General features: G+C 33.9%; 12 protein-coding genes. 1 reads left to right on the top strand and 11 read right to left on the bottom strand.

Going from position 1 to position 14,225, the window contains the following annotated elements:
• Positions 1 to 10 precede the first annotated feature (10 nt).
• Complete coding sequence (locus ATHSA_RS07770; protein ID WP_232060051.1) at positions 11 to 1,657, top strand: IS1634 family transposase; 1,647 nt, start codon at positions 11 to 13, stop codon at positions 1,655 to 1,657.
• Here ATHSA_RS07770 and cmr3 (ATHSA_RS07775) read toward each other — a convergent pair.
• The 11 genes from cmr3 (ATHSA_RS07775) to cmr1 (ATHSA_RS07825) form a co-directional block, all read right to left on the bottom strand.
• Positions 1,648 to 2,514, bottom strand: coding sequence for a type III-B CRISPR module-associated protein Cmr3 (gene cmr3, locus ATHSA_RS07775; RefSeq protein WP_161848540.1), 867 nt, complete (start codon positions 2,512 to 2,514; stop codon positions 1,648 to 1,650). The two genes, ATHSA_RS07770 and cmr3 (ATHSA_RS07775), sit on opposite strands and share 10 nt — an antisense overlap.
• The gene (gene cas10 / locus ATHSA_RS07780) at positions 2,511 to 4,991 is read right to left on the bottom strand and encodes a type III-B CRISPR-associated protein Cas10/Cmr2 (RefSeq protein WP_161848541.1); all 2,481 of its coding nucleotides are present in this window, start codon (positions 4,989 to 4,991) and stop codon (positions 2,511 to 2,513) included. The genes cmr3 (ATHSA_RS07775) and cas10 (ATHSA_RS07780) overlap by 4 nt, the downstream gene beginning before the upstream one ends.
• On the bottom strand, positions 4,988 to 6,235 hold the full coding sequence (gene cmr1 / locus ATHSA_RS07785) for a type III-B CRISPR module RAMP protein Cmr1 (RefSeq protein ID WP_161848542.1): 1,248 nt from the start codon (positions 6,233 to 6,235) through the stop codon (positions 4,988 to 4,990). The genes cas10 (ATHSA_RS07780) and cmr1 (ATHSA_RS07785) overlap by 4 nt, the downstream gene beginning before the upstream one ends.
• Before the next feature lie 4 nt (positions 6,236 to 6,239).
• On the bottom strand, positions 6,240 to 7,325 hold the full coding sequence (locus tag ATHSA_RS07790; RefSeq protein ID WP_161848543.1) for a putative CRISPR-associated protein: 1,086 nt from the start codon (positions 7,323 to 7,325) through the stop codon (positions 6,240 to 6,242).
• Positions 7,325 to 8,149, bottom strand: a complete 825-nt coding sequence (gene cmr6 / locus ATHSA_RS07795) for a type III-B CRISPR module RAMP protein Cmr6 (RefSeq protein ID WP_161848544.1) — start codon at positions 8,147 to 8,149, stop codon at positions 7,325 to 7,327. Before cmr6 ends, ATHSA_RS07790 begins: the two co-directional genes overlap by 1 nt.
• Positions 8,149 to 8,532 (bottom strand): type III-B CRISPR module-associated protein Cmr5, encoded by a 384-nt coding sequence (gene cmr5 / locus ATHSA_RS07800; RefSeq protein WP_161848545.1) that lies wholly within the window; start codon positions 8,530 to 8,532, stop codon positions 8,149 to 8,151. The genes cmr6 and cmr5 overlap by 1 nt, the downstream gene beginning before the upstream one ends.
• A 5-nt stretch (positions 8,533 to 8,537) precedes the next feature.
• A complete protein-coding gene (gene cmr4, locus ATHSA_RS07805) occupies positions 8,538 to 9,494 on the bottom strand; it encodes a type III-B CRISPR module RAMP protein Cmr4 (RefSeq protein ID WP_161848546.1) in 957 nt (318 codons plus the stop codon).
• 12 nt (positions 9,495 to 9,506) lie between these two features.
• Entirely contained in the window at positions 9,507 to 10,616 is a 1,110-nt protein-coding gene (locus ATHSA_RS07810; RefSeq protein ID WP_161848547.1) for a hypothetical protein, read from the bottom strand.
• A 10-nt stretch (positions 10,617 to 10,626) separates the two neighbouring features.
• Entirely contained in the window at positions 10,627 to 11,664 is a 1,038-nt protein-coding gene (gene cmr3, locus ATHSA_RS07815) for a type III-B CRISPR module-associated protein Cmr3 (protein ID WP_232060153.1), read from the bottom strand.
• Complete coding sequence (cas10, locus tag ATHSA_RS07820; protein ID WP_161848549.1) at positions 11,657 to 13,345, bottom strand: type III-B CRISPR-associated protein Cas10/Cmr2; 1,689 nt, start codon at positions 13,343 to 13,345, stop codon at positions 11,657 to 11,659. The genes cmr3 (ATHSA_RS07815) and cas10 (ATHSA_RS07820) overlap by 8 nt, the downstream gene beginning before the upstream one ends.
• A gap of 430 nt (positions 13,346 to 13,775) precedes the next feature.
• Positions 13,776 to 14,216, bottom strand: a complete 441-nt coding sequence (gene cmr1 / locus ATHSA_RS07825; protein ID WP_161848550.1) for a type III-B CRISPR module RAMP protein Cmr1 — start codon at positions 14,214 to 14,216, stop codon at positions 13,776 to 13,778.
• Positions 14,217 to 14,225: the final 9 nt, after the last annotated feature.

Here is a 14,225-nt window from a genome sequence, read left to right on the forward strand (position 1 = left end):
CCATTGATTTATGCCTTTCTGCTGCTATGATCTATTTGAAAAAGACAGCGGAGGTAGAAAAATGGAAATCACTACAAAGCAACTTGATCACCATGGACTTGTGGCTGGGACATTTGATAAATTTGAAATGGGAGAGGTCATTGAAAAGAGAATACCGAAAGTCCGGAACTTCAATCTTTCAACGTCTGCGATAATAAAAGCGATGATCATACTCGGGCTTGGTTTTGTTGACAGGAGATTGTACTTTGCAGGGAGTTATTTTGAGAACTGGGATGTTGAGAAACTTTTAGGCGAAGGAACTAAACCGGAAGATCTTAACGATGACGCTCTCGGCAGAGTGCTTGACAAGATTTATGATTACGGTCCAACGGAATTATTTCAAGAGATAGCGGCGCACGCTTTGAACAAACTTGAAATGGATGTTCACCTCGTTCACACCGATACCACAAGCGTGAGTGTAAGCGGCAATTACGAGATGGAAGACGGGACGAATGGTTTTAAGATCACCTTCGGTCATTCGAAAGATCACAGACAGGATTTGAAACAATTCGTGATAGGGATGGTTGTAAATCAGCATGGAATGCCGATGTTTGCCAAAACATACAACGGGAACGAATCGGATAAAGAGTCGATCAAAGAAATGGTCAAAGCAATCAGGAAGAACATTGACAAAGACAAGAAAGTCTATCATGTGGCAGACAGTGCTTTCTACACTGCGGAAAACATTAGCGAACTCAGAACAACATACTGGATAAGCCATGTGCCGTCTACGATAAAAGAGGCTGAAGAAATGCTAAATAAAGAAGTTGAATTTCGTCCGACCAAAATTGAAGGATATGAAGTGTATTCCGAAATAAGCAATTACGGCGGGATAAAACAAAAATGGATAATGGTGAATTCGAAATATCTTAAAGAACAGGAACTGAAAACATTTGACAGGCATTTGAAAAAAAGCAAGACAGAAGCGGAAAAGTCATTGAAAAAGACTGTGACGAAAGAACGGTATTTTTGTTCTGAAGACGGAATAAACAAGTCCAGACAATGGATGGAAGCTCATCCTCTTTTCAAATACGACAAGTTTGAGATAAAGAGCGTAAGAGTCAGAACTGACGGGAAAAGAGGAAGGCCTAAAGATGGGGATCCGACGATAGAAATGTATGAAATAGATGCTGAGATAGGTCTGAATGAAGAAGCGGTTGAAAAGGCCAAAGCAAAACTCGGAAGATTCATACTTTCAACGAACGACATTGAACTTGAAGATGAAAAAGTGCTCGAATATTACAAAAACCAGACAACGGTCGAAAGAGGATTCAGGTTTTTGAAAGACAAAAGTTTCGGAGTAAGCGATGTGTATCTGAAAAAGCCCGGACGGATTCAGGCACTTGTGATGATAATGGTATTGACGTTATTGGTGTACTCGCTTTCGGAATGGGAAATAAGGCGCACATTGAAAGAGACAGGGCAAACATTTCCGAATCAGTTGAAAAAGCCGACAAACAGGCCGACATTCAGGTGGATATGTCAGAACTTCATGAACATAACCGTTGTAAATGTGGTTACAGATGGGCAAACAACCACACAGATAGCGAATTTAAAAGATTTGCAGATCAAAGTGATAAGACTTTTGGGAGTTGAATATGAAAAATATTATTTCTGATCAAAGATGTGCGAAATGTGGGATATATTTTCTCCATCGAAATTTTGGGGAAGTACTCCGTTTTTAAATATGGCAGGCGTTGCAAGGTATATCATTATTCTTCCTTTCAACGTCTTGGGAGGTATCGTAACATCTTCGATTTTTGTAAATGCCACATGTCTTTCACCACCGAGAAAGACCGATTTTACGTTGTTCAATTTTCCCATATCATTTTCGACAAATGAAGCAAATCCACATCCATCACGAAATCTTATAGTCGCCTCTCTGTAGATGTACCTCTTTTCGGCCGCTCCTTTTGCTTTGTCAATTTTTATCCCTATTCTGTTTTCGATTTCGTAAGTTTTGAATTTGTCCTTTTCGATAGTTATAATGTCTTTGCCATTTAGAAATTCTAAGAGCGAATTCAAATCCAAATACTTTATGTCTGGCTCTTCAAGTGTTTCGTAAGATCTGTGCCACAATTTTGTCAGAATTGCGACTTTGTCACCGGAGACTATTTTGTATCGATCAAGTTTTTGAAATGGTTTTAATTTTATAAGAGTTAAAGTTTTATCTTCATCCGATCCTTTAAGCATGGATAGATTTCGTGGCATCGGAAAGAAGATGTTATTTTGATCAAAGGTAAAGGGTCCTATTGATCTGAATTTGCCGTGTTCTGTCGTTGTACCTATGAAATCTTTATATTTACCATTTTTAAAATCCTCCATTGATTCAATTAGAGAAGTTCTCAAAGCACCGTAAAAGACGCTTGGAAGAGGATAGTGGGCATTTATTGCCTCATTGTCACTGCCTGCATCGAATGGTTTGGCGTCTCTGAAGAATAAAACATCCTGGGGATAGAATTTGACGATTTTCAACGGGTATCACCCCTTTTTGCAAAAAGCATTTCGTTCAAAAGTGTTGTGCGTTTTATCATTTTGTCCTCATCAAGGTTAGATGTCTCGAGGAACTCTTTTAAATAATTTGACATTTCTTCCTTAATCTTTTCTTTTTGATCTTTTGAAAGTTTAGATGAAAGTCTCTTTTCTATGAGATAATCTAAATACTTTTCAAATACCTCTTTAGAATCAATGACAGCCTTTAGATCCTGTGTAAATGAGAGTTTTGAATTTTTCCCTTCAAAGTATCCTTCACGATCTGCCAAAAGTTTTACGAGTTTGGGAGAGATCTTTTCTTCATCCTTATCTTTGCCCGTAAACTCTAAAATCTTTTCGGCGATTTTTAGAATGTCTTTTGGTGAATCCCACTTTGAAGATGAAAAAGAGATCTGGCCGGAACGTCTTACCGTGTAAAGTGCAAATGCATTTCTTCCTTCATGATCTTTGGCTTTATGTTCGGCCTCGCGCGCGTATTTGAGCAATTCTGAAAGTGGATATTCGTAATGGCCAACGGCAATTCCGGCACTCATCGAAGCGTTTAGTCCCATAACCTGTGAGACAGGCTTGTCCGATTTGAATATGAACCCATCTTTGAACTCTACGTCTTTGAGTTTTAGATCTTTTCCGCAAAATGCCTTTCTCAATTCGTCTGCGCAGGCAAAAACTTCAAATGCCGGCAAAAATGCCATAACGTCATCTCCTCCGGCGTATATCAAAAGGCCGCCGTGCTTTGATACTATTTCATCGACATAGGTCGTGAAATTGGTCAGTGCAGAGGTTATTGCCCTGTGATATGCCGGATACACAAATCTTTGAGACCTGAGGAATTCTTCATCAATTGATTTCTTGAAAGTTGTGTGATTTAGCGTAAAGTCAGAGAAGGATTCTTCCCATTTTGGAGCTTTTTGACCGGATATCCATTTGCCCATCTGGTCTCCGTCCATCAAAAGGACGCCTATCTTTGCACCTTCTTTTTTATTTGGATCTTCTTCCGTTGAAACAATTTTATCTGGCAATAGCAGTCCTATGGCTATTTCGTCAGTTGATGGAACATGACCGTATTTTTTGAAATGATTCGTGACAATATCTTTGTATCTTTCTTCCACACAGTATCTTTTTATCGCGTCGAGAGCGTTGAGTTTGTCGTCTGTGTCATTTTCCACTTTGATCGAGACGACATGTTCGAACCTTCCGGAGAGATTATCGTTGTCGATGCCGTCTTTGCCTGTATAACTTTCAAATGGTACGGTCATTTTGACGGCGTCGAGATCTCTTCTTGCCATCTCGAAGATAAGGCCGTAAAATGCATCTATTCTAAGTTTATAGGTATCTGTCTTTGTTGTTATCTTTTCAATTGTTGAATGAAAAGGTTCAAATTTTTGATCGAATTTTTCGTTGAAATACGTTTCGAACTTTTGATAAAATTCTTCCGGTGTCTTTGGCCATTTCGTTATCGAATGGTAAAATTCTGGAAAGGTCTTTACCTGTTTGTCCCACAATGTCTCGTCTTTGAGTTTTCCTTTTGATTTGAAATATGTTTTTGCGTCATCGGCAAGTGTTTGCCATCTTTGCTTGAGATTGTTTCTGACCTTATTCGCGAGCGCTTCGGCATCTTCGCTTTCGACGATAGCGAGAAATTTATTGGGTATAGAGGCGTAGAAATCTGAGAGAGTTTCGTGATCCATTAAATCTACACCTTTAGATTCTATCCATTCTTTTACCCTTTTTTGCTTGTGCAAATCCGGGAAGACTATCGCGTCGGGACCGAATTCTTCGGCGATATCCAACATGCAGTCGAGAGAAAGTTGGGATAGTAAATAACTTCCCGCCCATAGATCGACCGTCTTTCTTGCAGAGGCTATGAATGATTGAACAGGTCCTATCGAGATGAAAAGAAAGGCTGGATCTTTAATACCACTTAAGGCAGATGTCATGAACAAATGATCGAGTATTGAATGATTCGGCATCCTCGTGTCGGCCGGAACAAGTGTTGTTTCAAGATACTTTTCGGTCCACTTTGGAAGGTCCCACCATAATTTTAAAAACATCCGTTTGTAATCTATATGTCTTTCGGAAGTTTTGTAATCTTTTATGGGATCTATCATCTCTTCGATGAACTTTTGGTGTAAAGTCAAAAACATGTCGGTTGCTTCTCTCTCGGAGATCTTTTTGTAATTTTGAATTTCTACTTTGGATCCGCCAAGCGAATGTTTCCATACCGCATCTTTGCCGATAAAACTTTGGCATATACGACCATCTTCAGAACAATTTGATTTTTCAGCAGGAAATAAAAACCTGTCCATGGAAGAGGCTTGGGCGTCGGCATTCTTTTCTTCACCTGTAAGTCCGATCTTTTCGTTTATTTCGCCAAGGAGTTTTTCGTGACCTCTTATGTTTAAAAATTTATAGGCGGGGTCATGGATTAATCCATTTAATTTGTAATTCCAGTCATTCATTGTTTCAACCCCCAAATCTCTCCGAATTTTTTGTAGACCTCATTGAAATCATCAGAAATATTTACAATTTTTTTGTTTTCGTTCGACTCTTTATCCTCTTTTTTATTTTTGTCCAACTTCTCAATTGCTATAAGTTTACCATCACTGCAAATCGCTGCTTCCAAAAAAGCATAAACCATGTAATATTTTGAATTGTACTTTTTCAAATTCATGTGAAGTGGGGAGGTTTTTCTCCCAGTAGAATTATCTAAAGTTACACGTGGTTTTTGATTAAGGTAAAGAATCGGAAGCCCGAGCAATGCACGCTTGGCCTTGTAATGTGGGTTTGTGTAAGCACTTTTGAAATAACTGTCTTTCTCGAGTGATCTTCTGAGTTTGTAATAATTTTGGCCAACCATACTTAAGGCCTGATTGTAATCTTTACCTGACAATTCAATGGCACCAAAGGTTATCGATTTTTGAGGATCAAAAAACGGATAAGTCGGAAGCCCTTTGAACTCGACTGGATTGAAATTCAGATTTTGACGTTCTTTTGGGTTAATACTTTCAAATATTTCTTTTGATTTCTGGTAGATATTTTCAACGGCATCTTTTGACATTTGTGCCAAATTTGCAGGGTTGAACTGGTAGATATTTTCAACGGCATCTTTTGAATTTGCAGGGTTGAATTGGATTGATTTTATCTGAAAACTTCCAAATCCTTTGTCAGTTCTTGCGCCTATTCCCCCAAAGGTAGAATACAAAAAGATGACATTGTCGATGATGGATTCTATTCTTTGAACTTCTTTTTGATTCAGAGATCCGTCCTGATTGGCAGAAAAGAAAGAAAAATTGATCTTGAAAGTCCCGCTATCCGCGTAAGACTTCCATTCTTCTTTTCTTATTGTTTTATCTTTTACTTTAATTTTTAAAGTTTCATACATTCCAAAGGCGAGGTATTTTATGGGATCGATCGAGAAACGAATGTTTTGCATTCTAAAACTTTGACCCTGAATTGGAGTTGATTTGGAAGAAAGATTTGAATCGACAGAGATTATGACTTTAGATTTTTGGGATGTGTCTCCGAAGATGTACGATTCTATGAATTTAAGTGCCGGGATGTTGTCTTTAAGTTTTGAAGAAAGGGCCGTCCTAAACCAGAACCTTAATCCACCCTTTATTTCCGTTGCCCTCAGTTCAAAGGCTTTTGGATCGGCGCCGTGGGCAAACATTGGACTTATAATTTCACATTCGTAACTTTTCATCTTATCACCACCTTTTCATCGCCTCTTCTATATGAATTTTTAAAGCGATTTTTTGATTTTCCGTCTTTGCCGTTGTCTTTGCTATAAAGCCTATTGTCTCTCCATTTTTTGTGAAATATATTTCGAAATCATCACCTTTGACGTTTACCTTTGTTTTGTAATCGCTATTCGGGTTGTAATAGGAGCACCTTAATTCTTTTATATATGGAATCTCAAGAAGTTTTTTTGATATCCCGTACTTTTCATCGAATCTTGAAGAATTCGGCTCATTTGAACTTGAGATGTATTTAGGATCAGATGTACGTTTGGAGGGAAGATTATTCGTATCGGTTTTAAAAAGTTCTTTAAAACTTTTGTGGAAGATAACTCCCATTGGGCTAAGACCGTATATCTTTTCGTTACCTCCCTTTTCAAAGTCAAATAGAACTTTTAATTGAGGGTCTGCAGATCTTACAATTTCTTCATTTGCCTCAAGTTTTTCAAGGCTTTCGAGTAAATCGTAATTTTTCATCCAAAAACTGTAATCGAATGACACAGGCATCGGGGGAAGTTCTATTATCTCGTTGAATCCTTCGAACATGTAGTAAACAGGAATTTTAAGTATCTGGCCGATAAGAGTTGCGAATGATATCTGCGCTTTGTATCCTCCGGTTGCGTTTATTATGGTCGTCTCTGGAGATTGAGAAGAGAGATCAACGAGGGTATTTGCAATTTCTTTGAGACCTTTGTTTCGAAATTCAAATCTTTCTTCACCGGTAAGACCCTTTATCTCTTTGATGTACACATTTGTGAACTTAAGAGGCGATCTTTCATTTTCAAAGTAATCTTTCAAAACTTCTCCCGTCTTTCGTCCATCTTCCGTGTCCGAGACAAGCAAAAAGATGTCATATTTGTCGTGAACGAAACCCTGTTTTACTATGCTGTAGGTAGAGTTTATTTCCGCTCCGCATATCTTTTCAGATGGATCTTCCGAGATAAGCCTTTTGACGATAGACTCTTTTGAAAAGGCGGTCTTAAGATTTGGATCTTCCTTCTCAAAGTTCGTGAGTAAACTTCTTCCGACCGTGCATATAACGCGCTGTCTGAACATTAAATCACTTCCCTATCAAACATTCTGCCATAACCAACAGTCGTTTTAGATCCTATTCCATTTTCCTTCAATGCTTTCTGAATGTTTTTTAGAACATAATTTATTACAGTATCATCTGAGTGTACCTTCGTTTTAAATTCTTCAATTTTTGCATCGCCTTTAATTGCTACCATGAAATAAAATTGTGTGTTATTATCTATTGTAAGGAAGAAAACGGGAATAGGATTATAATAATCAACTGGAAATTTATTATTTTCTATATAGTAAGGTTGATAGTGAGGATTCAATATATCAACTTTCAATCTTGGTTTTGTAGAGGGGTAGGCATCAAAAAAAATCATTTTCCCTTCTGTTGCTTTTTTATAAAACGAATTCTCTGGAGATCCGAAAATGTAGCAAAACAATTCATCTTTTAAAGCTTCTTCCTCGGATTTATCAAATATTTCATTTATTATGTAACTTCTAACAACACCTTTTATTGATTGTCCCGGAATATAAGGAAATCCAAACACATGATGCAGTGTCATTCCCGTCTCATACACAGATTCATTTCCAAGGCCAATTACCATTTTACCTTTAATTACGAATTGTTTAGCGATAACTTTATAGTTCCTATTCTTAAAATCATTTTGAATTTCTAAAAGCCTTTTATTCAAAACATTTAAAATTTCTTCGTTAAAATCGAATTTTATGTTACTAACAGAGAAGTTCTCGTAGTATTCTGGATATTTATTTAATTTCAAACTAAAATTATCTATTTGTTCTTTTTCTATTTTCTTATTAAATATAAGTGCCATTATATCCTGTGGCAAATATTCGCTCATTAATTTTCATCTCCTTCTATCATACTCTCGACAAATCTTTTCATCCACGTTAGTAATGCTATTACTTCATTTGTAATTATTCGATATTCATAGGAATTTTTTCTAATTATTTCACTTATCAAATTTTCATTAATAAGTTTTTTGTATATTAGCCATTGTTCAATCTGAACATAAATTTTATTATAAGCAGATTCTTCTCTTTTAGATTCTCCTATTTTAGAATTTATAAAAGCCATGGTCGGTCCTAACCCATTTACTTTTATAAGCATCGGAATCTTTTTTACGTATGATTTGTATTTTTTTTGTTCGTCTGGTTTCAAAATTTGCTTTGCTTCAAAAACAAAATCATAAGCTTTACTCGCTCTTCCATCTTCTAAAGTCATATCAATCACCCCAATGTGAGTTTTACTATACCTTTTCCTATTGTCGAATTAGCACCTATTTGTAACCTTTTAGGGAAATTGTCGACAAAATATTTTTGAACTAATTTATCGGCAATTACTTCATTTGTTTTCACATTTTCATCAAAGAAAAAGGATTTTTGAAATTCATCAATTAAAACAGGAGAGAAAAGAGCCATTGAGTACAACACAGTTTCAGAAGGTAAATATTCTTCGTTGAATAATGCTGTACTACTTACCGTTCCAGTTAAATTGTCTATTTTTGTTCTTGTAATTACTTCCGTTGAATTAATGACAAAATCTTTGAAATCATCGTCATTCAATACAACCAAATTTGTTTTTAATTTCGACTTTAAAAATGGTTCTTTTTGATCTTTAAAAATCATTTCTGATAATTGTTGAGATAAATCATTATATTTTTGATCTTTTTTTACTTCAAAGGCAAATTCTTCTAAGACAACTTTATTATTGTCTATTACTACTTGTGAATTTAACGGAACCCCCTGCTCTGATGGTATTAGGAGATTATTAGAATAATTCATCATTTCTAAATCTTCTTTAAATCTATTTAAAACTCTCGGGCATGTTATCCATGCGAAGACACCTTTAATGGATTTGACTGGAAAGAGAAGAATTTTAGCATCAGCAAAACCTATTGCGCTGGCAAAATGTTCTTTATCTTTGAAATTTTCTTTAATAACTTCACTTTCATCTGATGGATCATACCCAAATGCGATATGAATTTTTCTTTTTTCATCTTCAGCTTTTGCTCTTTCTTCAAACGCTTCTCTTATACATCCTTTTAAACTCGATCCTTCTATCTTTGGAAAGTCAGTATGTCTTTCTCTTTGAATAGGAAGATCAATAATTCCAAGATCGCTACCACTTCCAACATGTAAAGGCGTTTCCACATAAATGAAAATAGGTTTTGCACTCTTAAACATTTTCATCACCCCTTAAATTTTTGATTTATTGATAACTCGTATTTTAGAATTTTTGATAATACTTTCACGGTCTATATATGTGCCACCAGAATCTAAATATTTTTGTTCTTCTATTTCCTTGTTAAAAACTTTATATATGTATATGTTATCTTCGATCTCAAAATAAAATATTCTATTATTGTTATTTCCATCATCATAAACTATATGTTTACCTTTGCCCTTAATTTCTTTTTTTGATTTTCTTATTTCAGATTTATAGAATTTCTCTTCGAGTATTCTTTTGATATCTGGCATTTTATTTATGTCATTCCATACCTCGTCAGGACAATAAAAAAAGAATTTTTCGAATTTATATTTATCCCAAAATATCTTCCCCATTGGATTTAAATCACATATATCACCTGCATCTTCTATTAACGATGATGCATCTTGCAGAAATTGGCGATTCAGCAGATCTTTTTTACGAGTGGGAAATTGTTCTAACTTTAGAAATTCACTCTGATATTTTTCAAATATTTCATTATTTATTTTTAATGGAGCTTGAGGTATTTTTATCAATTCTTCTGTTTCTTCAAATTTGTAATAGATTGGTATTTCATTTATCTGGGCCAATATAGTTAAAAATGGGATTAAACCTTTATACCCTCCAGTAAGATTGAAAACCATATCACCGAAATATTGAAATTCTTTATAAAACCAATTTAAAATATTTGGAATTCCTTCTTTTTCGAAGGCTTTTCTATCCTCTACTTGAAGTCCTTTTATGACTTGATTTTTATCATTAAAAATCACGTTTATTTTAGGTTTATGATCATAACTTTCGAACCATTTTAAAATTATTTCGCTTGCTATCTTTGAAGTTATCGTATATGTTGATATTAAATAAACTTCAAGATCTTCTTTTAAATCTTCTGAGATCTTTATAATGCTAGTTATCTCAGCACTTGCATCTTTTTTCCCCTGTGCCCATTTTAATATGTTATTTTCTAAAACCTTCAGTTCTTCTTCCATATTTTCCCATTTATCAATTGAAAGTTTTAACATTTGTAAGTTGGTATTTCCATTATTTTTTCTATAATTTTCAATTATAGACGCTCCAACTGTTGAAATGACATTCTTCATTTTTATCACCTCAGTAAAACAAAATTGTTATTCCAAATCCCTCGCTTGAAAGTTCCTCAGAAATCGACTGATATTGAAAAGCAGATTTTATACTTTCAAAGTCTCCTTTCAATACCTCAAAATAATAAACACTACCAGCAGGGACAAACTTTTTCATCATTTTTGGTTTATTTTTGGCAATATCATATCCTCCAGCCATTATCGGTTTGCCAACAACGGCTGTTATAAGTTTTAAATGTAGATTTTTATATTTTCCTTCAAAATTTTCATCGAGCCATGAAGGAATCCAACCTTTTTTGAAATAGGCAGGGGTCATAAGATATAGTCTTAAATAGTCTTTTAATTCAGATACTCTAAAAAGTTGTTGGATGCTACGTGGAATTTCTATTTCTTTATAGTAGGCGGCTTTTCCCTCTCCTCCTAATTTAAGAATTCCATTTGTAAGTTCTAATCCATCGTAATCTACTAAAAATGATTTTAAAAGATTCGGTCTTACCATTCTTGCTTTATAGAGCCGGCCTTCTTCTTCATCTGTAGTTTTCAATTTGTTCCTTCCTATTCCTATATGAGTTTCATATTTTATTAAATTTTCTGCTTTAAATAGAGGGCTTTGAGTTACAATACTCGTAATATTAAAATACGAATTCTCAAGGCTTTCTACTTTTTTATTTACTGGACTTGTTAGTAACTTCGGCAATTTGAAATTTGAATAAAACCTATCAGGCTTTTTATCTAAAACTAATTTAAAAAGTTCATTTGAATCGTTTTGATCTTTTGGTAAAACAAAGTCCAATGGAGTTTGCAAAAAGATACTTCCATCTTTATCCTTAAGAAAAACTCCCTTTATCTTTAAGCTTTTAGTTGGATCTTTGTCAGTATTTACAAATTTAAAACTTTCTGAATGTTCAGAGAAATAAGCTGTCCTGATGGCACCATAAATAGTAGATGGCATTGGTGGAAATATACTATTAGCCGTGGTTTCTTCACCCATCGTGTACTCTTTTGTATTTCTAAAAAACAGTGTATCAAGAGGTGTTATTTCAATCATTTTCAATCTGCCTCCTAACAAAATCAAGCACATTTAAAATATCAAACAACTCTTCTTTGTTTTTGGTTTGCGAGCAATTGTATAACTCGTAAATACTTTGAACTAATTTGTCTATTTCTTTTTTCTTTCTTATGTTAAATTCTTCGTCTGTTTCGTGATTTAGCTTTTCCATCATACAAGAACGTTTAACAAGTCTTTCTATTTCACTTTCAATCATAAGTTGTTCGTTATTTTCATTATCTAAATTTTTAAATTCCATTTGAATTGTTTTTATAAAATTATTGGAAAAATTTGAGGAAGATAGTTCAAATAAAATGTTATTGAGATAATCTATCATCCATTTATTTTTATCGTTTTTCCATTTGAATCTTGTTTTTAATATCTCACCGGATCCCTTTATTACGGCAATGGCTATAGAATCTTTACCAGGATTTTCTTTGGCATAATGTTCCATTTCTCTTGCCCAATTTAAGGAATCATAGAGAGGATCTTTGTAATGTGCAATAGATATTCCAGCCGAGAATGTTATGAATTTATCTAATTCAAAATCATTCTTCAATTGATTATTAACTATTTCATCAAAAGCTTTTCTAAGATCTTTTAATGCGTCAAATATATAGTTGATATTTACAAATCCCAGAAAGTCTTCTCCCCCTGCATAAACTATTTTTCCATATTTGTCATCTATTATTTCTTTAGTTTTTTCGGCAAATCGTCCAAGAGATTTGGACAATGATTTGTGAAATTCCATCAATTTTTGATTGTCTTTGAGATTTTCTCCTGAAAGTTGCTTACCCATTGAATCACCATCAAAGGTTATGATTCCATAGTACTTCGAAAGTTTTAATTTTCTTTCTTTGAATATTTCTTCGTTTTGGAATTTTATATTATCTAAATTAGGAATTAAATTCCCAATTCCATTATTTTTAAAGTATCTATCGTTCAAATTTTCTTCGTAAAGTAACTCCGGGTCATATCGTGGCCCAAATACATTCTTGAATTTTATGTATTTTTCATCATCTTTCAATTCTTGTATAACATTGTATAAAGCTATTTCTGCCACCGAAGGAAAAGAACTTTCAGAATATTTTCTCTTAGTAAAGCAAACTTCGCAAAGAACTTCTCCTTCAGAGAAAGTAAAATCATTTTCTATTCTTACTGCGTCGGGGGTCAAATTTTTTATCACCTTTGAATTGTTGTAAAATTTTCCAATACGTTCACCACAAACAGAGCATTTTCTAAAACTTGTATCTTCCATTACTTGATTAAAAGTTCTTACATTTTTAACTGAGCCTAATAAAGATTCAATTTCACTGAAATTCTTTATGTAATCATTGTATGGAATTGAAACCCAGTGTATGTCAAGAAAATCATAAAAATTAGAAGGATTTTTTATGTGTGTTTTTTGATTTATAATTGAAACAAATTTATTTCTAACTTTCTTTTCAAGTGCTTCCCCAAAAAGTTGCGGATCATCAACTGTTATTTTTGCTAAAAATCTATTTGGGAGAGATTTCATATCTTTATCTGGGAAAATAACTTCTATTTTATCACCGTTGATAGCAAAAGATATTAAATCAGATAATAGAGTACTCCCTCCAAACAAATCTCTCGCTTTTCTCGCCTGCGATATAAAAGATTGGACAGGTCCTATTGTAAATAAGAAGAGATATTCGTTCACTTTATACCACTTCCTTTTTTTATTAATTCATTCTTGAAATTTTCTAATTTCTCTTGTTTTACTTCAACGCAACTTGGAGGAGCAGAATGAAGCGTAGTTACAACAGATGAAAATTTGTCATCGCTTGTCTGTAAAATTGAAACATAGATTGGAGATGCAAATCTACAATAATTATTGCCGTTGATGCGAATAAATGAATGTTTATGGGATGCTTCATCTATAATTCTTCTAACATCTTCTGCATTATCATTAAAAGATTGACCAATTTCAACTGTTTCTATCCAAGGATACTCAAGTTTTGATTTTTTTAAAACCTTTATTTTTTTATTTTCCTCATCTATTTCATAATTAGATGAAATATTTTTAATAACCTTAAAAATATCTTTTAAGTCTATTCCCTGATTTCCTAATTCTTCATTATTTATTTTTTCTACTTTGAATGACCCATTCCCCTTCTTGCTCTTCTTCCAAGTCCACCTAAATAAGATACAAGTAGGAATAAATTTTTGATGAATTCTTGATTTATTCTTTTTTTATCATTTATGTAAAAAACAACCTTAAATTGTTGCTTTATTAAACCATTCAATTTAAACGACTTATGAGGTAACAGAGTATATTCTTGATTTTGTACATTTTCTTTGTTTTCAATAACGATCGAAAAACTACTCTTTTTAGGGTTATCATCAACGCCACCAAACAAATTTTTTTCTTTTTCTTTCATTTCATTAATTTCAAGATCACTGTTAATCGCTCTCCACCAGAATCGCATCGCTGCCTTAATGGATGTTTCTCTCAATTCAGGAACTTTTTTATCCACCCCAAAAAGAAACATTGGAGTTATTATCTTACATTCAAAGGTTATACTTTCCAAATTAATTAC

The organism is Athalassotoga saccharophila (genome assembly GCF_009936215.1).
GTDB classification, from domain to species: domain Bacteria; phylum Thermotogota; class Thermotogae; order Mesoaciditogales; family Mesoaciditogaceae; genus Athalassotoga; species Athalassotoga saccharophila.

Bases quoted from the DNA above. Each gene is read 5' to 3' on its own strand.
- ATHSA_RS07770 (WP_232060051.1), top strand. From the start codon at position 11: ATGCCTTTCTGCTGCTATGATCTATTTGAAAAAGACAGCGGAGGTAGA.
- cas10 (WP_161848541.1), bottom strand. From the start codon at position 4,991: ATGAATGACTGGAATTACAAATTAAATGGATTAATCCATGACCCCGCC.
- cmr1 (WP_161848542.1), bottom strand. From the start codon at position 6,235: ATGAAAAGTTACGAATGTGAAATTATAAGTCCAATGTTTGCCCACGGC.
- ATHSA_RS07790 (WP_161848543.1), bottom strand. From the start codon at position 7,325: ATGTTCAGACAGCGCGTTATATGCACGGTCGGAAGAAGTTTACTCACG.
- cmr6 (WP_161848544.1), bottom strand. From the start codon at position 8,149: ATGAGCGAATATTTGCCACAGGATATAATGGCACTTATATTTAATAAG.
- cmr5 (WP_161848545.1), bottom strand. From the start codon at position 8,532: ATGACTTTAGAAGATGGAAGAGCGAGTAAAGCTTATGATTTTGTTTTT.
- cmr4 (WP_161848546.1), bottom strand. From the start codon at position 9,494: ATGTTTAAGAGTGCAAAACCTATTTTCATTTATGTGGAAACGCCTTTA.
- ATHSA_RS07810 (WP_161848547.1), bottom strand. From the start codon at position 10,616: ATGAAGAATGTCATTTCAACAGTTGGAGCGTCTATAATTGAAAATTAT.
- cmr3 (WP_232060153.1), bottom strand. From the start codon at position 11,664: ATGATTGAAATAACACCTCTTGATACACTGTTTTTTAGAAATACAAAA.